18 protein-coding genes are annotated in these 21,545 nt (G+C 64.1%); 9 read left to right on the top strand and 9 right to left on the bottom strand.

The features are described 5' to 3' along the window. Positions 1-77: 77 nt before the first annotated feature. Positions 78-464 carry a phage holin family protein gene (locus tag ACRDT3_RS05540; RefSeq protein WP_431492033.1) on the bottom strand — a complete coding sequence of 129 codons (387 nt, stop codon included), beginning with the start codon at positions 462-464 and terminating at the stop codon, positions 78-80. 82 nt (positions 465-546) lie between these two features. Between ACRDT3_RS05540 and ACRDT3_RS05535 the strand changes: the two genes are divergently transcribed. From ACRDT3_RS05535 to ACRDT3_RS05510, 6 genes are all read left to right on the top strand, one after another. After that, positions 547-1,662, top strand: coding sequence for a histidinol-phosphate transaminase (locus ACRDT3_RS05535; RefSeq protein WP_431492032.1), 1,116 nt, complete (start codon positions 547-549; stop codon positions 1,660-1,662). Positions 1,663-1,783: 121 nt separating this feature from the next. Next, the gene (gene pdhA, locus ACRDT3_RS05530) at positions 1,784-2,926 is read left to right on the top strand and encodes a pyruvate dehydrogenase (acetyl-transferring) E1 component subunit alpha (RefSeq protein ID WP_431492031.1); all 1,143 of its coding nucleotides are present in this window, start codon (positions 1,784-1,786) and stop codon (positions 2,924-2,926) included. After that, entirely contained in the window at positions 2,927-3,904 is a 978-nt protein-coding gene (locus ACRDT3_RS05525) for an alpha-ketoacid dehydrogenase subunit beta (RefSeq protein ID WP_431492030.1), read from the top strand. Positions 3,905-3,924: 20 nt separating this feature from the next. Further along, entirely contained in the window at positions 3,925-5,340 is a 1,416-nt protein-coding gene (locus ACRDT3_RS05520; RefSeq protein WP_431492029.1) for a dihydrolipoamide acetyltransferase family protein, read from the top strand. Between the two features lie 136 nt (positions 5,341-5,476). Further along, entirely contained in the window at positions 5,477-6,982 is a 1,506-nt protein-coding gene (locus ACRDT3_RS05515) for a hypothetical protein (RefSeq protein ID WP_431492028.1), read from the top strand. Then, the gene (locus ACRDT3_RS05510) at positions 6,982-9,558 is read left to right on the top strand and encodes a hypothetical protein (RefSeq protein WP_431492027.1); all 2,577 of its coding nucleotides are present in this window, start codon (positions 6,982-6,984) and stop codon (positions 9,556-9,558) included. Before ACRDT3_RS05515 ends, ACRDT3_RS05510 begins: the two co-directional genes overlap by 1 nt. Before the next feature lie 31 nt (positions 9,559-9,589). On the opposite strand, the gene ACRDT3_RS05505 is transcribed toward ACRDT3_RS05510, so the two are convergent. Next, complete coding sequence (locus ACRDT3_RS05505) at positions 9,590-11,647, bottom strand: S9 family peptidase (protein WP_431492026.1); 2,058 nt, start codon at positions 11,645-11,647, stop codon at positions 9,590-9,592. Between the two features lie 565 nt (positions 11,648-12,212). Here ACRDT3_RS05505 and ACRDT3_RS05500 point away from each other — a divergent pair. The 3 genes from ACRDT3_RS05500 to ACRDT3_RS05490 all read left to right on the top strand — a co-directional run bounded on the left by ACRDT3_RS05500 (position 12,213) and on the right by ACRDT3_RS05490 (position 14,713). Beyond that, a complete protein-coding gene (locus ACRDT3_RS05500; protein WP_431492025.1) occupies positions 12,213-12,629 on the top strand; it encodes a hypothetical protein in 417 nt (138 codons plus the stop codon). 141 nt (positions 12,630-12,770) lie between these two features. Continuing rightward, positions 12,771-13,565 (top strand): hypothetical protein, encoded by a 795-nt coding sequence (locus ACRDT3_RS05495; protein WP_431492024.1) that lies wholly within the window; start codon positions 12,771-12,773, stop codon positions 13,563-13,565. Next, positions 13,562-14,713 (top strand): XRE family transcriptional regulator, encoded by a 1,152-nt coding sequence (locus ACRDT3_RS05490; protein WP_431492023.1) that lies wholly within the window; start codon positions 13,562-13,564, stop codon positions 14,711-14,713. Before ACRDT3_RS05495 ends, ACRDT3_RS05490 begins: the two co-directional genes overlap by 4 nt. A gap of 189 nt (positions 14,714-14,902) precedes the next feature. On the opposite strand, the gene ACRDT3_RS05485 is transcribed toward ACRDT3_RS05490, so the two are convergent. The 7 genes from ACRDT3_RS05485 to ACRDT3_RS05455 all read right to left on the bottom strand — a co-directional run. Next, positions 14,903-16,381 carry an amino acid permease gene (locus ACRDT3_RS05485; RefSeq protein ID WP_431492022.1) on the bottom strand — a complete coding sequence of 493 codons (1,479 nt, stop codon included), beginning with the start codon at positions 16,379-16,381 and terminating at the stop codon, positions 14,903-14,905. Between the two features lie 14 nt (positions 16,382-16,395). Beyond that, on the bottom strand, positions 16,396-17,811 hold the full coding sequence (locus ACRDT3_RS05480; protein ID WP_431492021.1) for an aspartate ammonia-lyase: 1,416 nt from the start codon (positions 17,809-17,811) through the stop codon (positions 16,396-16,398). Positions 17,812-17,857: 46 nt separating this feature from the next. After that, positions 17,858-18,853, bottom strand: coding sequence for an asparaginase (locus tag ACRDT3_RS05475; RefSeq protein ID WP_431492020.1), 996 nt, complete (start codon positions 18,851-18,853; stop codon positions 17,858-17,860). Beyond that, a complete protein-coding gene (locus ACRDT3_RS05470; RefSeq protein ID WP_431492019.1) occupies positions 18,850-19,554 on the bottom strand; it encodes a FadR/GntR family transcriptional regulator in 705 nt (234 codons plus the stop codon). Before ACRDT3_RS05470 ends, ACRDT3_RS05475 begins: the two co-directional genes overlap by 4 nt. A gap of 134 nt (positions 19,555-19,688) precedes the next feature. Next, positions 19,689-20,126, bottom strand: a complete 438-nt coding sequence (locus tag ACRDT3_RS05465) for an SRPBCC family protein (RefSeq protein WP_431492018.1) — start codon at positions 20,124-20,126, stop codon at positions 19,689-19,691. Between the two features lie 9 nt (positions 20,127-20,135). Further along, the gene (locus ACRDT3_RS05460) at positions 20,136-21,116 is read right to left on the bottom strand and encodes a TIGR03086 family metal-binding protein (protein WP_431492017.1); all 981 of its coding nucleotides are present in this window, start codon (positions 21,114-21,116) and stop codon (positions 20,136-20,138) included. Next, positions 21,113-21,545 (bottom strand): ArsR/SmtB family transcription factor (locus ACRDT3_RS05455; RefSeq protein WP_431492016.1); only part of this gene is annotated, 433 nt, incomplete at its 5' end. The genes ACRDT3_RS05455 and ACRDT3_RS05460, both read right to left, overlap by 4 nt.

Genomic DNA, 21,545 nt, shown 5'->3' with positions numbered 1-21,545 from the left:
GCGGCGAATCGGGCATTAACGAAGGAAGACGGCACCTGTCGGATGCCGTCTTCTTCTTGTATCGAGGAGAATTTCGCTTACTCGTTCTCGCTCTTGACGAACAATCCGAGGACCGCTGAGACGATGGAGATGATGATCGTGCCGGCGATGGCATCCCACCAGAACTGCTCGATGACCAGTTCAATGGGGGTGAAGGTCGTTAGCCACGAGGTCAGCAGGAGCATCAGGGCGTTGATCACGATGGTGAACAAGCCCAATGTGAGGCAGGTGATTGGCAAGGAGAACAGCTTGACGATCGGACGGACCAAGGCGTTGACCAATCCGAAGATTGCGCCAACCGCCAAATAGGCGATTACCGTGCTTATTGCACCTTCGCCTGCCGCGACGATCTTGAGGCCGGGCACAATCCAGACGGCGGCGGCGAGGGCAAGCGCATTGACGATGACTCGAATCAGAAAGCTCATGCCTTAACTTTGGCATAAAAATCTGGGATTAGGATGAACCGCAGATATCGCTAAACCCTTAGTGAGGGCTAGGCTTTGAGGTATGACTGAGAACCCGGTGACCCAAGATCAGGTGCAGCCACGCTCCGTTGTTGCACGTTTGCCAAAATACGCTGCGGGCAAGCCGCCTGCCCCAGTTGAAGGCGCGAGAGCTTACAAGCTGTCATCGAATGAGATTCCCTTTGGTCCCTTGGACGCTGTGCATCAGGCGGTCGTCGAGCAGTCCAGCCTGAATCGCTACCCTGACCCGCTATCGACCAAGCTGCGCGGAGCACTCTCCGATTACTTGGACGTTCCTGCTGAAGATATCGTGACCGGCGCCGGTTCCCTCGGCGCGCTGGTGCAGATCCTGAATACCTTCGCGGGCCAGAACGAGGACGGCATCCAGGATGAAGTCATCTATGCGTGGCGTTCCTTCGAGGCTTACCCAATTCTCGTGCAGACTGCCGGTGCGCTGCCCGTTGAAATTCCGTTGCTGGAAGATGGGCGCCACGATCTGGAATCCATGATCGCTGCGGTGAATGAGAACACTTCTGTCATCTTGCTGTGCACTCCGAATAACCCCACCGGCCCGGTACTCACCCAGGCCGAAGTCGATGATTTCCTGGCGCGGGTTCCGAAGAACGTGCTGGTTGTCCTGGATGAGGCGTACGTAGAGTTCGTCCGTGACGAGAAATCGGTGGATGGCATCCATACCTACAACGAGAACGAAAATGTCGTTCTGCTGCGCACCTTCTCGAAGGCTCACGGCCTGGCGAACCTCCGAGTGGGCTATTCGGTGGCTCACCCGGAAATCACCGATAACATCCGCGTGGTGGCCACTCCGTTTGCCGTATCCAGCGTGGCCGAGGATGCCGCGGTCGCTTCGCTGGCCAACATCGACCAGGTGCTTGAGCGCGTTGAGGGATTGGTCATGGAACGCGAACGAGTTGCCTCGGCCCTGGCCGGGCAGGGCTGGAAGATTCCCTCCACACAGGCGAACTTCGTTTGGCTACCGCTGGGCGAAAAGAGCGATCAGTTCGTCGAACGGGCCAACGCCGTGGCGCTGTCGGTGCGCGGCTTCTCGAACGAGGGAGTGCGTGTCTCCATCGGCGAAGTTGAAGCAAACGATCGTTTTATTGAACTGTGCAAGGAATCACTCGACCTTGCACAGGGGTAACTGGTGCTGATTTCTCGCGTTTTAGCGGTCAATGCCTATAGGCTTAGAAATTAGACAAGCCGTATATGTCCCATGCGGAATGTATTCCGTGTGGGGCATATTTATGACCGAAGGATGATAAATGACGCGTGCTGCGACCGAGGCGACGGAGCCGGATCTGATTCAGATCTTGACTCCGGACGGCCAGCGTCAGTCCCATGAAACGTACGATGCGTATCTGGGCGACGTTGATGATGACATGCTTCGTGGTTTCTACCGCGACATGGCATTGACCCGTCGATTCGACCAAGAGGCCACAGCATTGCAGCGCCAGGGCCAGTTGTGCCTCTGGGTCCCGTTGCGCGGGCAGGAAGCGGCGCAGATAGGTTCCGGTCGCGCAACCCGCCGAAGCGACTACATCTTCCCCACCTACCGCGAGCACGGCGTAGCGCTGACCCGCGACGTGTCCTTCTCAGAGATGCTGCGCCTGTTCCGCGGCATCTCCGGAGGCGGCTGGGATCCCCGGGAAAACAACTTCCACATGTACACCATGGTGCTGGCCGCGCAGATGCCGCATGCCGCCGGCTACGGAATGGCGTTGAACATGGAACAGCGCGGCTGGGATGAAGCCCGCCGCGCCAAGGAAGGCAACGCCGTAGTCGCCTACTTCGGCGATGGTTCCTCCACCGAGGGCGAAACCCATGAGTCTATGGTCTTCGCCAGCTCCTTCAACGCACCGGTGGTCTACTTCTGTCAGAACAACCAGTGGGCGATCTCCGTGCCTTTCGAGGTCCAGTCCAAGGTGCCACTGGTCAACCGAGCCGCCGGCTACGGCATGCCGGGAGTGCGCGTGGATGGCAATGACGTGCTGGCCGTTCTGGCGGTCACCCGCTGGGCGCTGGAACACGCACGCAGCGGCAAGGGCCCGGTCCTCATCGAGGCCGTCACCTACCGCCTCGGCGCGCACACCACCGCCGATGATCCAACCAAATACCGCATGAGCGAAGAAGAGGCCCAGTGGGCCCCGAAGGACCCGCTGATCCGCCTGGAAACCTACCTGCGCGAGAACAACCTGGTTGACGACGCCTTCTTCGAGCAGCTGGCCGCCGACGCTGATGCGATGGCTGCCAAGGTCCGCGAAGACGCCATGGCCTTCCCTGTTCCGCCACTGGCCAAGTCCTTCGAGCAGGTCTACGCCGAAGCGCATCCACTGATCCAGGAAGAACTGGCCTGGCATCTGGAATACGAAGCAGGATTCGCCGATGCGGCTGAGGGAGAGCACTAAATGACCACCACAATGACCCTGGCCAAGGCCATTACCAGCGGCCTGGACAAGGTGCTGGAATCCAACGGCAAGTCCCTGCTGATGGGCGAGGACATCGGGCGCCTCGGTGGCGTGTACCGCATCACCGACGGGCTGATCGACAAGTACGGAGAGCACCGCGTCATCGACTCGCCGCTGGGCGAGGCCGGCATCGTCGGCACCGCCGTGGGCATGGCCCTGCGCGGCTTCAGCCCGCTGGTGGAAATCCAGTTCGACGGCTTCGTCTTCCCGGCCTTCAGCCAGATCACCACCCAGCTGGCCAAGATGCACGCCCGCTCCGAGGGCCGCCTGACCACACCGGTAGTCATCCGCATCCCTTACGGCGGCGGCATCGGCTCCATCGAGCACCACTCCGAATCCCCGGAAGCGCTATTCGCCCACACCGCGGGCCTGCGCATCATCACCCCGTCCAACGCGCATGACGCCTACTGGATGATCCAGCAGGCGGCGGCCTGCCAGGACCCGGTGATCTTCTTCGAGCCCAAGCGCCGCTACTGGCTCAAGGGCGAGGTCGATACCGAAACCCCGGCGCTGGATGCCTTCAAGGCGCAGGTGGTCCGCCCGGGCACCGACGCGACCATCGTCGCCTACGGCCCGCTGGTGCCGATCGCCCTGGCCGCCGCGGATGCCGCGCTGGAAGATGGCCGGTCCATCGAGGTCATCGACCTGCGCTCGCTTTCGCCGATTGACTTCGACACCATCACCGAATCGGTGCAGAAGACCGGCCGGCTGATCGTCACCCACGAAGCGCCGACCTTCGGCGGCCTGGGCGGGGAAATCGCGGCCCGCATCACCGAGCGCGCCTTCCTCTCGCTGGAAGCCCCGGTGCTGCGCGTGGGCGGATTCCACATGCCTTACCCGATTTCCAAGGTGGAGTCCCAGTACCTGCCGGACATCGACAAGTTGCTTGAAGCCCTCGACCGGTCCTTCGCTTACTAAGCGGAATCCAAGGAGTAGTAATGACAGTCTTTAATCTCCCCGATGTGGGCGAAGGCCTGACCGAAGCGGATATCGCCTCCTGGAAGGTCAAGGTGGGCGACACCGTTGAGGTCAACCAGATTTTCGTGGAAATCGAAACCGCGAAGTCGCTGGTCGAGCTGCCCTGCCCCTTCGCTGGGGTGGTCACCGCATTGCACGCGGCCGAGGGCGATACCGTGCTGGTGGACAACCCGCTGATCACCATCGATGAAGAGGGCAACGCAGCGCCTCCAACCGGCGTGCCGGAACCAACCGAGGCCCTGAGCACGGCTTCGCCGCAGGCTTCGGAAGAACCCGGCCCGCTGGTCGGATCGGGCCCCACCGCTGATGCCTCGGTGCGCCGGGCACGAACCAGCCGCCCCGCTCCTTCGACGGCCGGTGCGCGTACCGCAGCGGTGCGCGCCTCCGGATCCGCATTGGCCGAGACCATCTCGCGCCGCGCGCAGTCCTTGGGCACCGCGGTGACCCGCGAAGTGGATCGCCGCAAGCCTGCGGTGGCGAGCTTCGTGGACCGCGTGCTGGCCAAGCCGCCGGTGCGACGGCTGGCCAAGGAGCTGGGCATCGACATCAACGATGTGGTGGGCACCGGCAACCAGGGCGAGATCACCCGCGAAGACGTCAACAGCTACCAGGCCCAGCGCGAAGCCGAGCACGCAGCGGCGCCAACCTACTGGGCCCACGGCCAGCTGGCCGATGCCCGCGTGGAACGCACCCCGGTGCGTGGCGTGCGCAAAGCCACCGCCAAGGCCATGGTCGACTCGGCCTTCACCGCACCGCATGTCTCGATCTTCGTGGACGTGGATGCCAGCCGCACCATGGAGTACGTGCAGCGCCTGAAGAAATCCCGCGACTTCGAAGGCATCAAGGTCTCGCCGCTGCTGGTGCTGGCCCGTGCCGTGATCTGGGCGGCGGCCCGCAACCCTTCGGTGAACGCCAGCTGGGTGGAGACCGCAAACGGCGCCGAGATCCACCAGAAGCGCTTCATGAACCTGGGCATCGCCGCAGCCACCCCGCGTGGCCTGCTGGTGCCGAATATCAAGGACGCCCAGAACCTGAACATGAAGGAACTGGCCATCGCCCTGAACGATCTGGCCACCACCGCTCGTGCCGGCAAGACCCGTCCAGAGGACATGCGCGACGGCTCGCTGAGCATCACCAACATCGGTGCGCTGGGAATCGACACCGGTACCCCGATCATCAACCCGGGCGAAGTAGCCATCGTTGCCTTCGGCACGATCCGCCAGAAGCCATGGGTCATCGACGGCGAGGTGGTCCCGCGCTGGATCACCACCCTGGGCGGTTCCTTCGACCACCGCGTGGTGGATGGCGACCTCTCGGCCCGCTTCATGGCCGATGTGGCTTCGATCCTGCAGGAACCGGCAATGCTGCTGGACTGAGGCCGTCCGGGCCAGCGAGGCAGTCCACCGCCCCGCGCAGAACCTCTCGGGGATCTGCGCGGGGCGATGTTGTCACAGCGGTTCAAATTGCTCCTTAAACAGGGTTACTCAAACCCCTGTTGATACAGTTGTTCCCATGAACCGCACGTGTCGCACCGCCGTGAAGTACCCCAGCAAGCTGCTGCTCGCGGGCCTGTTCGCCGCCTTGGGACTGGACCTGGGGCTCGGTGTCGTGCCGGCGCAGGCCGCCGCGGATCCAACTCAGCCAGAAGCCACGGCACCGGTCTACCCGTCGGCGACGCCCAACGAGGACTCCGCAGATGACGGCACCGTCCTGATCCCATCGGTGACCTCCCAGGAAGGCAACTTCTACCTTGCGGTCACCGACGCGGCACTCGATGAGGTGGATTCGGAAAGCATCATGGACCAGGTCCGGCAGGCCGTGGGCGAACAAGATGCGAAGATCCTGCTCGGGGTGGACCAGGAACCCAACAACCTCAAGGGCGCCGGGCAGCTGGTGCGCGGGATGCTGATGTTCGGCGACAGCGACGCGCTCAGCGATGACTGGCTGGAGAACGGAAAGACCCTGGGCTATGTCGGGGAAGGCTGGATCGCCGTCGGGGTAATGCTTCCCCAGGATGCTGGGGATCCGGTGGAAATCGCCGTGGATCCCGGGCGCGACGTGCACGAAAGCGCACCGGGAAGCCGTGAGCGGATCCTGGAGGCAGGACAGGGCGAGTTCGCCGCAGGGGATTACACCGCGGGGATCACCGCCGTCGCGCTGGCCACCACGCAGCAGCTGCAGGCGCCGCCTGACCGGACTCTGTCCAAGGCGATCGCCTTGGGCGCGCTCGGTGCGGCCATTGCCTTCCTGCTCGCCTGGGCCTGGCGTGCCAAGCGCCGCAAGGCCGGGCAGGCCGCCGCCGCTGACCGCATTAAGCAGGCCGAGCTGCTCGAGTCGCGGATCCAGCAAGCAAGCAATTACCTGGGCCGAAAGCCCGTGCCCGACCTCGGCCTGCCGGGGGAGAGCCGCTTGGCACAGGTGATGGCAGAACTGGAAAGGCAACGGGCCGGCTCCCAGCTAGGCGCCCGGCGCGCGCTGGACACGGACCCGGGTTCCCCACAGCAGGAGCAGGTCTCCGAAGCCCAACTGGACCAGCTGCGCAACCGCGAGCACGAACTCTCGCTGCTGCGTGGCGCGGTCCAGTTGGCCCATGCCTATACGGCTCGGCCCCGGGATGCGCGCGAGGCCTGGAACCGGATTTTCGAGTACCACCGTGAGCGGCTGGAAGACCTGGCGCTGTTCCTCGACCTTCCCGGTGCCGGGCAACTGGGCTGCGCCCAGGCTGCGCGCGCCGCGATTATCACCCATACCGATGAACTGCAGCTGTTGCGTACCCGGTTGAGCCGGCGGAGCACCGGCGCGGATAAAGCTCCGGGCATCCTGGACAGGCTGTGGGAACTGCGCGATGAACTCGATGGCGTGCTGCACGATGCGCTGGCTCAAGCCGGCAAGGCGAGGCTGAAGATTCCGCAGGCGCTGGGCGAGGGGATGGAAGGCACGCAGCGGAGAGCCGATCCGCAGGAGAGCGATCCTATCGCGGTGCTCAGGAATTTCGTGCCGGGAAGCGGGTCCCGCTGATGCCGGCACGCTTGATGCACGATTCCACCGGACGCCGCCTGCGCCGCCCCTTCCATTGGACTGCCATCGCCGCCATTGCCATGGCTTTGGTGACCACCGCGCTGGGCGTGCGCGCCGTGCTGGCCGTGCATGCTGCCAGCGTCCCGGCACCCTATGAGGTCACAGTGGTTGTCCAGGGCGAGACCGGCTTCAACATCACCCAGCAGACGGTGGACGCCGTGCTGGCCCGGCACCCGGTGCGGGCCACGGCCCCGCTGGAACTGGTCATCGCCGAACGCTGGCTAACGGGTGATGAACTGCTGCGCGGAGAAGTGCCCGAAAACCAGATCATCGTCTCGACCAAGATGGACAACCGGGATTCCGGGCAAAGCGACGCCGAACAGCGCTTCACCGGGGTGGGCCTGGACCGGAACCTGGCCGCTTCGGACGAAGAGCACACCGACCTGCGCTTCGACATCGAGCATGCCTTCACCAAGAACATTTCGGTAGGCCATGGGCCCAAGGCGGCGGTGGCCGCCGCGCATACTGCCGCCGTGCTGCTGGATGATTCGCCCAGTAGCTCGGCGATCTTCTGGTTCGCGGCCGTGGGCGCGAGCGCCATGCTCACCGCCGCGTTCCTGGCCAGCGCCCTGCGCTTCCGCTCCCGGTGGGAATCCCGGCACCGCCGGCTGGCCGCGGCGCAGCGCAAGCTGGCCCGCGTGCTCCTGGACCTCGAAGCGCTGGAAGCTACCTACCAGGCCACCGACCAATCGCGCCGCCCGGCCGGCTTCACCAGGGCGTGGCGGCAGCTTGAATCCCTGTCCCTGGATGCCGCCCGCCGCGAAGACCCACTGGTGCGCTCGCTGTTCACTCGGGCAGAGTGCTTGGAAAAGAGCACCGGGCAGCAGCTGGCGGCCTTCGAAGCCGACGCGCGCAAGCTGACGGAACTGGCTGACTCGCTGATGGGTGCCGGCTCGGTGCATGCGCGCCTGGCTGGCACCGGATCCACCTTCGACAAGCTCAGCTCCCCGATCAACGATGCTGCGACGGCGCTGCTGATCCGGCTGGAAAGCGCTCCCGGCACCATGGTGGCCGGCAAGGACCTGGCGGATTTGCGCACCGCCTTGGGCGCACTGCTCAATGCCGCCCATGGCGATACCAGCCAGCGCCCGGCCATCGAGCGCTGGGCCGAGGCCGAAAAGCGGCTGGCGAAGCTTGCCGGGAAGATCGCTGCCCGGCTGCGCCGGTATCCGCGGGGCCTGCAGCAGCCGGTGCCCGCGATCGGCGCCCAGCACAATGAGCTGCGCTCCAGCCTGGGGCTGCCGCCGGTAACCAAGCAGGGTGCGCTGCAGCAGATCGCCACCGCGGACTCGCTGGCTCGCGGGATCCTCGGCGATACGCTTCAGGCCGACCAGGACGCAGGCGGCATGCCGCGCGAGCCCGGTGCCTGGCGGCGCGCGCTGGCCAAGTTCGCCGGCACCGTGGACGCCGATGGCGATGAACCGCCCAAGCTGCGCCGGGCATGGAAAGCCGGACTGCTCTCTGCCTTGCTGCTGGGCAGCCTGATCGCCGCGGGGGTCATCGTGTCCACGGTAGCCAACGAGCCTGAAAGCACCCATGAGGGTTCCGGGCGGGGGATGGAACTTGAAATCGATGACCAGGGCCAACTGGTCAACGAGGCCGAGATCCGCCGGTACATGGAAGAGGATTTCGACACCCCGCAGCAGATCCTGGTCGCGGTGCGCGATGCGGAAGCCTACCTGGAACTCAAGCACTTCGACGGCTCGGAATACCGCGATTCGACCCCCGAAAGCGTGCGCTCGGCGATCTTGCGGATCAAGGACGAATACTCTGATCGCGCGGATCCTGCCAACGGCGAGCTGCCCGAGGACCTGACGATCATCCCGCTGCTGATCACGGATGCTGGTAAGGGCATCATGCCCGGGCTGATCTCGGGGGCAGTCATCAGCGGCACCGCCTCCTGGGGCACCACCGGCGGGTGGGAGCATGGAAGCATCTACGAGTCGAACTATCCGGCCATGGAAGCCGCCGGCGCGGCCGAAGACTTCGCCGTAGTGCTCAAGCAGGCCGGCTACGAGCAACCGGACTACAGCACTTCGTTGCTGTACTGGATGCTCGTGTTCATGCTGTTCTTCACCGTGGTCAACATGGTCCAGGTCATCCAGTACCTGCTTGGGGCGACCTCGCAGCTGACCCGGTTCTCCCGCGGCTCGCGGTCCGTTCAGCGTTCGCGCCGGCGACTGGAGCAGCTGGCGATGGGCTTGGAGGACTCGCAGATCAATGCGGTGGCCGTGCTCGGCGCGACCGCAGCCGGGAATGCGGACGAGGCAGGGCAGCGCTTGTTCGAGCGGGCCTTGATGATGGCTTGGCGCGAGGCCCAGGAATTGTCCTCGATGACCCTGGCCCAGCGGCTTGCCGCCGGATATGCCAAGCGCGCGGCGCATCTGGCCCAGCTGGTAGCGCTGCTGGGCGAACGCGATGCCGACGTGGCGCGGCGGGCCAAGGCGCTGGTGCTGGCCAGCCGCGGTGCCGGGGGAGATGCTCCAGCGCCAGTGGAACTGCCGGGGCAGAAATGAATCCACCCCGGCAGTTCAGCACCGCGCGGTGCTAGCCCAACAACTCGGGCAGTTCCTGCGGCGCGTTGCCCAGCACCTTCTGGGAGAGGAACTCTGTGACTACCTGGTACCAGATCTTGGCGTGCTGCGGGGACAGTACCCAGTGGTTCTCATCCGGGAAGTACAAGAACTGGTGCTCGGTGCTGCCATCTTCCTTTTGCGGCAGCCCCGAATCGGCCAGCAGCTCGTACCACAAGCGCAGGCCCTCGCCGATGGGCACCCGGTAGTCCTTGTCGCCGTGGATGACCAGCATCGGGGTGACGATGCTGCCTACCGAATGATGCGGCGAGTTCTGCTCGCGCATTTCGGGGCTCATCTCGCGGGTCCAGTAGAACGCGGCGTCGGTGGTCTTGCCGAAGCCTTCCAGCGCCCAGAGGCTGGCGTGGGTGACGATGGCCTTGAAGCGGTCGGTGTGCCCAGCCACCCAGTTGGCCATGTAGCCGCCGAAGGAGCCGCCCATGGCGGCGGTGCGGGTTTCATCGATGTCTGCCCGCGCCTCGGCGGCATCGGTGATGGCCAGCAGGTCCGTGTACGGTTCCTGGCCCCAGCGGCCCCAGCCGCGCTGGATGAACTCCTGGCCGTAGCCGGTGGACAGGGCAGGATCCGGCAGCAGCACGGCATAGCCCTGGGCCACCAGCAGCCATGGGCTCCAGCGCCAGCTCCAGGCATTCCACGAGCCCAGCGGTCCGCCGTGGATCCACAGCAGCAGCGGCGCCTTGCTGGCGGCAGAGGCGGATTCGGGCAGGGCCAGCCAGGCGCGGACGGCCGATCCGTCCTTGGCGGTGGTTGACACCTCGGTGAGCGTTCCGGGCAAGGCAGGGCGGGCAACCGGGGAGCGCAGCTCGGTCAGTGCCGCGAATTCGCCCTGCTCAAGATTTCCGGTGTGCGCCAGGTCGATGGCCACCGGTTCAGCGGGGTGCAGGTAGCTGGAACGCAACGCGTAGGCGGTGCGCGAGTCGCTGCTGATGGCCACATCGGTGAAGGCACCGTCGGCAGTGAGCCTGGTGATCTTGTCGTTGTACAGGCTCAGGTGGAAGACCGGGGCGTGGCCGTTGTCATCGGCAGTCAGCAGCAGCGAGCGCCCGTTGGGAACCCACTGCAGGTCATTGACCCAGCGGTCCCAGCCGGCGGCGATCCGATGGGTGGCGCCGTCGGCCAAATCCATCAGCCACAACTCGAAGACCGGTGCGGTATCGGCGGTGGAACGCTGCCAGCGCGCGTAGGCCAGCTGGGTGGAATCCGGGCTGATCTTGCCCAGGGAATATTCGTACTTTTCATCGGGAGCCAGCAGCATCTCGTGGGCGCCGGTGTGCAGGTCGATGCGCATCAATCCCGGGGCCGCGGAAGCCCGGCCCTCGAACACGTGCCATTCGGTGACCAGGAAACTGCCGTTGGAAGCAACGTCGTAGGCCGTGTCATGCAGGTTCGCGCCGATGCCCGGCGTGAGATCGGTGAGCTGGGCGCTGGTGGTATCCTGCAGGCCGGGCAGGGAGCCGGTGTAGTAATGCGGGGTGGCCGGTCCCAAATCTTCGTCCCAGTAGCGTACCGGGTAGCCGGTGTGCAGGATCGCCGAGACCTTCTTGTCCTTGCGGCTTGTGCGCAATGCCGCTTCGGCCTCAAGGTCCTTGGCACGGCTGAAAGCCGAGGTGCGCAGCACGATGGTCTGCGGAGACTGGTTGCAGATCTGCAAGGACTGCACCCCGGCAGGGTGGGAGATCACCGAGCGGGCTTCGCCTCCGGCCACCGGCAGGATCCAGCCTTCGGCCTTGGCATTTTCCTTGGATGAGCGCTTGGCCACGAAGAGCAGGTCGCCGTTGGCGGTGAACTGCGGTTGCGATTCGCCGTGCTCGCCGAAAGTCAGCCGTCGTGCTGGTTCCTCGCCTTTGGGATCCAGCGACCACAGGGCGCTCTCATATTTCGTCTCGTCCTCAGACAGGGTGCTGAGGGTCGTGACGAGCTTCGTGCCGTCGGGGGAGAGCGCCAGGCCGCTGAGGCGGCCCAGTCCAATAAATGAATCTAAATTATGAAATGAATGCTTAGAGTGTTCCACTTCACATATCTTGCCATTGTTCGCCGCTGGGCACTACTGAAAATCGAAAATTACGTGGCATCGGCAAGTAGGCCGGGACAACTTGTAACCAAGGTGCAATGCTGCAGTTATCGGAAAAACATGCAATCCCATGGAGGATTGTCCCAAGGGCGAAGCCTGCCAAATCAGCTGCACCGCCAGATACTCGACCAAGGAGTTGGAAAGATGAACCGAGCCAGAAACCGACTAGGCGCATTGCCATTGGTTTGCGCATCGGCGCTGATGCTGTCCGCCTGCCAAGGAGCTGGACAGGAACCGCCTTCAAGCCAGAGCGGTACGCCAAGCGCAGCATCGCCATCGGCAACAGCCGGCACCCCGACGGGTTCAAGCCTTGAATCCAGTGCATCGCAAAGCGCTAAAAGCCCGGCTTCGCAAACCGCCACGGCCCCCGAGCTGAGCCAGATGCAGCAGGTCCATGGCATCGGCTTCATGACCCCCCGACCAGTGGAGCGTCGCCGGGGATGACTGCCAGGGCGATTGCACCGAATGGGATGAATGGGAGATCAGGGATGCGCAGGGCAAGCACGTGCTGACCCTCATTCCCACCACGGCAACCTCGCCGGACGGGGACATGTCGCTGTACGAGCGGGAGCTACTGGACCGCGAGGAACTGCCGGATCCCGGAGCTGGCACCGGATTCCATCCCACCAGCCTCATTGCCGAGTTCTGGGAGTCGACCAGCCAGGAAGATGGTGAAAAGGATTCTGGATTCGATATTGCCCTGATCGATGACCAGGCGCTCGCCCAGCGCAATGAGAACCCGGATTTGAACTTCTTCAAGGTCGGCGAGCAGTCGCCGATGATGTGGGTTGAAGAGGACTATCTGGAAGATCATGGCGTCCCGGATGACCCGGCGAAGCAGCAGGCGCAGCAGTTCCTGGATACCCAGGAATACGCGTTGGTGCGCGAAATCTTGCTCAGCGTCCAGCCTGCCGTGGCGTAGCATGCGCCCGTTAGTGGATCCGGACCAGTCTGGCAGGTAAATGCTGCGCTGCGAGAGGTGGCCTCATTGCTGTTCGCTCATTCTTGTGCTAAAACTAAAGTTGCAGTGACTCTTTCCGTGGAAAAGTAAAGGTGATTAGTGGTGGGTGCTACTGGGACAAGTCTATGGAGTCGGGAAAGTTTCGGATCATTGGCGGAGGTGCTTCCTCCTTTGATTGCAAGTGCGGTCAATACAGCGCAAGATTTATCCGTTCGCGCGCATATTTCCGGGGAGATGGAAAAAGGCGACACTTACGGAAACACTCTCAAAGTCAAGGTTTTTGAAATTCTCGAAGAAAAGCTTGCCGCCGTGCCGGGTATCTCGTTTAAGAAACCCGCTCGTGGACGTTTCGCTCTTCCTATTGTTGAAGAAACCTCGGTTGCTCTGCTTCCAATCCGTTTTTCGAGTGATCCGAAGATAGACCGACTAAATGCCAAGATAACGATGTCGGAGCTGCGGAAGTCGTTGCTTAATCTCGCGACCCCAAATGCTCTGGACAGGCGGCAAGCTACGGTCGAGGAATTTCTGGATGACGATTTCAACGCTGATACTTACGATGCGTCCAGGCTTGACGAAGATGCTGAACTCGACCAGCTAGACGAGCAGCTGGCTCGATTCGGACGCGTGGTCACTGTCGGTTTTGGCAGCAATCAAGACCGAATTTGGGAATTGGGCTGGGGCGACCTGCGTGAGGTTAGCGGTGAACCTTTCTGGGGGTACTGGGAGCTACTGCCAGTAGCTGCTACGGTTTCGCATGAGCTCCCGAATATCAAGATCCTTGACAGCGAAGCATCGAACGATGAAGTCGTCCTTTTTGATGAGCTAGAGGACTCTGACGAGCTGTCACTCTCCCTCCGCGAGGAGACTCGACTGTCAACTGATGGCGAGAGTAAATGAAAATAGTTCAGGGATCTACTAGCGGATATCGACGGATATCGACGCAAGATGTCGCTGCTGCATTTGATCCTCGTAGACTAATTCAAGCTCGTAGGATTGAGGGTTTAACAAAGACTTCTTTAGCGCGGCAACTCGATGTCACGCCGATGTCAGTGACGCATTGGGAATCGGGAAGTAATCAGCCTAACGCGGATCACATTGTCGAGTTAGCTCAAGTTTTGAACGTTCCGGAGGCGTTCTTCGCCATCGGGCGTCCGTATATCCACGTATCCCAATCGGACGCGCATTTCCGTAGTTTGCGAAGAACCCCCGTAGCACAGAGACAAAAGGCGACGGCATATGTGGAGCAAGTTTGGGAATTAACCTATGCCCTAGAAAAGTATGTTCGTTTGCCTGAAGTGGATGTTCCCGGTTTGTCGAACGGTGAGTCCACCTCGTTGGGTCTTGACCCGGCAGATGCGGCGAGGCATGTTCGTAATCACTGGAAACTTGGCCTGGGGCCGATACCTCGTGTGGTGAGGACACTCGAAAAACATGGAATCATACTGACTTTGGCAGAATTTGCGGGCGAGTCAACTCCCACAGTGGACGCGTTCTCGACGTCTCGATTGCCTCGGCCAATTATTGTCCTCACACCGGAAAGAGCAAAGGACGTATACCGACACAGATTTACGGCCGCTCATGAGTTGGGGCACTTAGTTCTTCACGGGGAGTCAGCCCATGGAGACGTTAAGCTGGAGAAGGAAGCGGATGAATTCGCGGCGGAGTTTCTAACTCCAGAAGAGTCGATTACTCCGTTGCTGCCCTCAAGAATGGATTTGCGAGCTTTAGACCAGCTGAGTAAGGAATGGGGCGTGTCGATAGAAAGCTTAATATACCGTTGTCGAGAACTGGGGATTGTTTCTGATTCCGCATACAGGCGAGCCTTCCAACGTTTGAACCAACTCCGGAAAGTTGAGCTTTTTGTTGGAAATCCAGTTAATCGACATCCAGGTGAGATGCCGATCCTACTTCGAGAAGCATTCAAGATGGCAGAAATCAAAGATCTACCCCTGCCAGTATTGGCAGATGAACTGGCGATGCGACCGGCCCGTGTTAGGCAGTTACTAGGCATCACGGATAGGCGTCCGAAGCTAGCGTTCGTCTGACGTAGCGAACCTGGTAGTCGATGGAAGGGGAACTCGGATTCGAGGAGATCGCTTATTGGATCCAAAGTCCGATAAAGTCTTCGGACTCTATTCTTTTATGCGGGTGAGTTCATGCGATGACATCAAAAGTCGGCCGACAAACCAGTCAGTACTGAATCGCCGGCCAACTTTTGTTGCATGCAATGGGACCTATCCCTGGTTGGCCGGCTGCTCGTTGCGCAGCCGCGCCTCGGCGATCTCGTTGATCCTTCCGCGGCACAGGTACCAGCCGCCGATGATCAACGGGATGATGATCACCAGCGAGGCAATGGTCCAGGTGCCGATGGGATTGTCGAAGGCCATCATCACCAGCACCAGGGCCAGGAAGCCCAGGGTGACCCAGCCGGAGACCGGGGCCAGCGGCATCCGGAAGCCGGGGCGCTGCTGCTCGCCGCGGTTCGCGGACTTCACCAGCGCCATCTGGCACAGCACGATCATCGCCCAGGAGGCAATGATGCCGATGGCCGCGAAGTTCAGCACGATCTCGAAGGCCTTGGCCGGGACCACGGCATTGAGCACCACGCCGAACACGGCCACCACAGCGGTGATCACGATGCCGCCGTAGGGCACCCCGGCCTTGTTCATGCGCCCGGCGAATTTCGGCGCCGAGCCGTTCAACGACATGGAGCGCATGATGCGCCCGGTGGAGTAGAGCCCGGCGTTCAGCGAGGACAGCGCCGCGGTGAGTACCACCAGGTTCATCACCACGTCCATGCCCTGCACGCCGATGGATCCGAAGAAGGTCACGAACGGCGATTCCCCGGCGCTGTACGCGGTGTAGGGCAGCAGCAGCGAGAGCAGCACCAGCGAGCCGACGTAGAACACGGCGATGCGGATGATCACGGTATTGATCGCCTTGGGCATGACCTTTTCCGGATTCTCCGTTTCGCCCGCGGCGGTGCCGATCAGCTCGATGGAAGCGTAGGAGAAGACCACGCCCTGCATCAGCACCAGCACCGGCAGCAGGCCATTGGGCAGCAGCCCGCCATTGGAGCTGAGCAGCGAGAAGCCGACCTCATGGCCTTCCAGCGGCGTGCCGAAGATGACGAAGTAGCAGCCGATGACCAGGAAGGCCACCAGGGCCACGACCTTGACCAGCGCGAACCAGAATTCCATCTCGCCGAAGGCCTTGACCGAGATCAGGTTCATGACCAGCACCACGGCCAGCGCCAGCAGCGCCCAGAGCCACTGGGGCACCGAGCTGATCCACCCCACGTATTTGCCGAAGAAGCCCATGTACAGGGCCACCGCGGTGATGTCGACGATTGCGGTCATCACCCAGTTCAGCCAGTACAGCCAGCCGGTGGCGAAGGCCGCCTTCTCGCCGTAGAACTCGCGGGCGTAGGACACGAAGGAACCGGTGGACGGGCGGTGCATGACCAGTTCGCCCAGCGCCCGCAGGATCAGGAAGGCGAAGAAGCCGCAGACCGCGTAGCTGATGACAATGCCCGGTCCGGCTTCGGCCAACCGGCCGCCGGCGCCCATGAACAGCCCGGTGCCGATGGCACCGCCAATGGCGATCATCTGCATCTGCCGGGAGGACAGGCCCTTGTGGTAATCGTTGTCGCCGGCCGTCAGCGCGGCATCGGGGACGTGCGCCGCGGTGGCGTGCGGAGTGGAATTATCCATAGGATTCCTTGGATCTAGTCGGTGAGGTTGGCGAGGCGCTCGGGGGAGAGCAGCTCATTGAGGTCTTCGGCCGAGAGCAGGCCGCGTTCGAGCACCAGCTCGGCCACGCCGCGTCCGGTGTGCAGCGCTTCGAGGGCCACCGAGGTGGATGCCGCGTAGCCCAGCCGCGGGTTCAGCGCGGTGACCAGGCCGATGGAGTTCTCCACCTCGCGGCGCAGCGCCTGCTCGTCCACGGTGATCCCGTCGATGCACTTGCGCGCCAGGGTCAGGCAGCCGTTGGCAAGGTGCTTGAGCGAGAGCCCGATGGAGTGCGCGATCACCGGCTCGAAGGCGTTCAGCTGCAGCTGCCCGCCCTCGGCGGCCATGGTCACGGTCAAATCGTGGCCCACCACCTGGTAGGCGATCTGGCTGACCACTTCCGGGATCACCGGGTTGACCTTGCCGGGCATGATCGAGGAGCCGGACTGCACGGCCGGCAGCTGCAGGTCGTTCAGGCCCGCGCGCGGACCGGAGGACAGCAGGCGCAGGTCGTTGCAGATCTTGGAGATCTTCAGCGCCACGCGCTTGAGCACGCCCGAGAGGTGCACGAAGGCGCCCACATCCGAGGTGGCCTCGATCAGGTCCGGGCTGGTAGTCAGCGGCAGGCCGGTCAGCTCGCGCAGGTGGCGGCAGGCGGCCTCGGCGTAGCCGGCCGGGGCGTTCAGCCCGGTGCCGATGGCGGTGGCGCCGAGGTTGATCTCGGTGACCAGGCACAGTGATTCTTCCAGCCGCGCCCGGTCCTCGCCCAGGGTCACGGCCCAGCCGCGGAACTCCTGGCCCACGGTCATCGGCACGGCGTCCTGCAGCTGGGTGCGGCCCATCTTCACCACGGTGCGGAACTGCGCGGCCTTGGCGTTGCAGGAATCCTGCAGCACCTCGATGGCTGCCAGCAGCGGCTGGGTGGCGAAGTGCGTGGCGATGTTCACCGCGGTCGGGTACGCGTCGTTGGTGGACTGCGAGAGGTTCACGTGGTCGTTGGGGTGCAGGTGCTGGTACTCGCCCTTGGCATGGCCCAGGAGTTCCAGCGCCAGGTTGGCGATGACCTCGTTGGCGTTCATGTTGGTGCTGGTGCCGGCCCCGCCCTGGATCGGGTCGATGATGAACTGCTCATGCAGCGCCCCGCCGGCGATGGCCTCGCAGGCCTGGTCGATGGCGTTCGCGCGGCGGGCGTCCAGCAGCCCCAGCTCGTGGTTGGCGCGGGCCGCGGCCTGCTTCACGCGCGCCAATGCGCGGATCAGGTGCGGGTTGCCGGACAGCGCGGTGCCGGTGATGTCGAAGTTCTCCTTGGCGCGCAGGGTGTGCACGCCCCAGTAGGCTTCCGCCGGGATATCGCGGTCGCCGATCAGGTCATGCTCGCTGCGGGTCTGGCCGCTGAGCAAGGTTTCAGGCATGGTGGATTCTTCTCCAGGATTCGTTGTAATGGTGGGAACGGAAAAATTACAGTGCGGCCAGCAGGCCCACGGGCGCACCGCCGCCGAAGGCCGGGCTGGTGGCCAGGGGCGCAAGGGCCGCTTCGGCCCCGGCGCCCAGGTGTTCGGCGAGCAGCTTGGCGGTGATCGGCATCCGGGCGCGGTCCGAGCCGTCGGCGATCTTCACCGCCAGCGCGCTGCCATCGGGCAGGCCCACGGCCTGGATGCCTTCGAAGCCGTCCTTGGCCACGGCGCCGGGCAGGGCGCGCATCAGGGCGGTGACGTCGCGGCCAACGCCTGCCACCAGTTCCGGGTAGCGGGTCATCGCCGCGGCCACGCGCCCCTCGGCGGTGCCTTCGGCGGCGCTGGCCAGCTTGCCGAAGGCGCGGGCCAGCCCGGCCAGGGTCATCCGGTAGACCGGGGTGCCGCAGCCATCGGTGCTCACCCCGGCGATCTTTTCGCCGGCGAGCTCTTCCACGGTGTCCTGCAGCAGCTGCAGGAGGCGCTCGTCCTGCAGGTAGTTGGCGGTGTCCCAGCCCTTGAGCTCGCACAGGGCCGCCAGTGCGGCGTGCTTGCCCGAGCAGTTCTGCGCCAGCTGGGTGGCGGTGCCGCCAGCGGCCAGGTAGTCCTGGCGCTCGGCAGCGCCGTAGGGCAGGTCGGTGGAGTTGCGCAGCGCTTTCTCGTCCAGGCCGGCGGCGGCCAGCGTGGATTCGGCGACCTGCTGGTGGCGCGGGCCCCCTGAGTGGCTGGCCGAGGCCAGTGCCAGCTGCTGTCCATCGAGCTGCAGGCCGGCACTCAGCATGCCCACGGCGAACAGCGGCTTGAGCGCCGAGCGCGGGTAGAAGGCGGCGTGGGCATCGCCGCGGCTGGCGGCGATGGAGCCGGCGGCATCCAGCAGCACGGCCGAGCCGTAGTGGATGGACTCGATGGCCTCGCCGCGGGTGGCGATGACCAGCGGTTCGTGCTGGGGCAGTGCCTCAACGGCCAGCGATGCTCGCAGGCACTGGGGATCGGCTGGGGTCACTTCTTGCTCCTGACTATGGTGGATACTGCTTGCTGCACCGCATTGAGGTGCTTGGCCATCGCCTCGGTGGCCGCTTGCGGGTCCTGCGCGGCGATGGCCTGGTAGATTTCCTGGTGCTCCGAGTTCGATGGCGCGCGGCGCCCGGCGACCAGGTTCACGGTCTCGGACTGGCGGGCCATGGCCTCGCGGATGTCGGCGACGACCTTGGTGAACACCGAGTTGCCGCTGGCCTGGGCGATTGCGGCATGGAAGGCGGCATCCAGCTCGACCCAGGCTGCCGGGTCGTCTTCCTGCTCCATCGCCTCGATCAACCCGCTGATCCGCTCCAGGTCCTCGGCGGTGCGGCGGGTGGCGGCGAAGGTGGCAGCCGGGATCTCGATATGCGGACGGGCTTCGTGCAGGTCGTCGGAGGAGAAGGTGCCCAGTTTCAGTTCGCGGGTGGGCCGGTGGGAGACCACGAAGGTGCCGCGCCCGGTTTCGGTGCGGGTCAGGCCCAGGGCTGCGCAGGAGCGCAGCGCTTCGCGGATGACCGAGCGGCTCACGCCGTAGTCGGCCGCGAGGGCCGCTTCGGATCCCAGCTTCGCGCCGATGGCGATTTCCTGGGCTTCAATGGCTAGGCGGAGTGCATGGAAGACGCCTTCGGCAGCGGATCGTCGTTCGATCGGTTGCTGTCCGGGTGTCCAGCTGTCAGACAGGTTCACGTGTACAAGTGTGCGACTGTGAGCCACTTAACGTCAAGTCGGGATTCTAGTGATCGCGAACACTCAAGTCAGCGACGGGGCGAAAGCAGGGCGCGCAGGTGGCAAGCACCTGCGTTCCCTGCGTCGGCGGCTGGCTAGCCTGCCTCCAGGATGTGCTTGAGCGCCCGCAAGTCGGCGGTGTTGGCCCGGCGCATCATCGGGGCCATCAGCGGAGCCAGCAGCTTGCCGAATCCCGAAGGCTGTCCCGCATTGCGCAGGTGCACCCGGGTGCTGGCAGCGTCGAGCGCTTCGAAGCGGTAGCTGGTGCGCATCGGGAACGGGCCTTGGGAGGTGGCCATGACCAGCAGCTGGCCGGGAACCAATTCCTTGACCTCATAGGTGTAGGACAGGTCCCGGCCCAGGAAGCGGGCCTCGAAGGCGGTGCGCGCGCCGACCCCGAAGCTGCCTTCCTCGAGCCGGCGCACCGAGCTGATGTTCCGGTACCAGGCCGGGGCATTGAGCGGGTCCATCGCGTAGCCGGCCACCGCGTGCCGCGGCCGGCGGATCACGATGCTGGTGGCGACATCAACCATCGATCCCCCTCAGGCGCCGGCCGGCACGCGGCCGGTGAATGCGATCAGCCGTTCCAGGCTGCCGGCCGATTCGGCGATGGCCGTCTCGGGGCCGAAGGAGCCCGAAGCGCGCTGCGGTTCGCCGACGGTGGCCCGCGCCAGATCCAGGGCGTATTCCGCCAGGCCCGGATCCACGTCGTATTGCTGGCTGGTGGCCTGGGCGAAGTCCCAGCCGTGGACCATGAACTCGAGGTTCAGGATGCCGGACAGGACACTGGCCGGAACCACTGCGAATCCCAGGTCGATTTCGCCGTCCAGCCCGCGCGCGGAAAAGGCCTCCAGGGCTGCCTGCGCGAGCCGGGCAATTCGGGGCTCGGGGGCCAGCGACGGGTCATCGGCCAGTTCGGCGCCCAGCGCCTTGCAGGCCATGGCGAGGTTGCCGGCCAGATGGTCCACGAGCTGGCCGACGTTGTACTCGGCGCAAGGAGTCGGGCGCTGCAGGTCCTTTGCCTGCAGGTTGTGCAGCACCAGCTGCAGCGCGGCCAGGGCGGCCTCGGCCGAGGCGATCGCATCCTCCGGTTCCGGGGTGGCGTTCCACGGATCGGGTGCGGCGTGGCCGGTTTCGGCGAAGCGCACCAGGCGGTCCAGGAAGTGGTTCCAGCCCTCGGCGTGGCCGGAGGACTGCCCGGCATCCAGGCCTTCGTGGCGCAGGGTGAGCGCGGTGCCCTGCGGATGCGGTTCCATGGTGATGAACAGCGTGGAGTCCCCCGGAGGCACTGCATCGGAGCCTTCCCAGCCCCAGCTGAGCACCAGCCGGCGGCCCGGGTCGATTTCGGTGACCGTGCCTGCGGCATGGTGGCCGGGGGCCATGGTGAAGCGGTAGCTGCCGCCGACGGTGAGGTCCAGGCGGCAGGCGACGGTTTGCCAGCGGCGCAGGCGTTCGGGCTCGGTGACCAGTGCGAAGGCGGTGTCGGGATCGACGGGGAGGATGACGGTTCTCTCGAAGCTCATGGCTGTTCTCCTGGGTGTGTGAGCGGTGAGGCGGCGCGCTGCCCGCCGGCTGCCAGTTGCCCGGCTTCGGCTGCAAGCACGTCCAATTCGGTATTCCAGAACGACTCGATTTCATTCTTGAGCCGGCCGATGCCTGAGGGGTTGAGCGAGTAGTAGCGGCTGCGCCCGTCCTTCCGGGCGTCGAGCAAGCCGGCTTCGATCAACAGCAGCAGGTGTTGGGAGATGGCGGACCTGCTGACCGGGAAGTGCCCGGCCAGCTCCGTCACCGTGCGTTCACCAGAGCCGAGCAGCTGGATCAGGCGCTTGCGCGTCGGTTCAGCGGCGACTTCCAGTAAATCGAGCATGCGCAATACGTTAGTCCTTGCTAACGCATCGCACAATGGTTCCCGGGAAATTAACAACGAGGGGCGCACCGGCATGTTGCCGGTG

Origin of the sequence: Glutamicibacter sp. (assembly GCF_050701915.1) — a bacterium.
GTDB lineage: Bacteria > Actinomycetota > Actinomycetes > Actinomycetales > Micrococcaceae > Glutamicibacter.
This window is presented reverse-complemented; position numbering and strand designations above follow the sequence as displayed.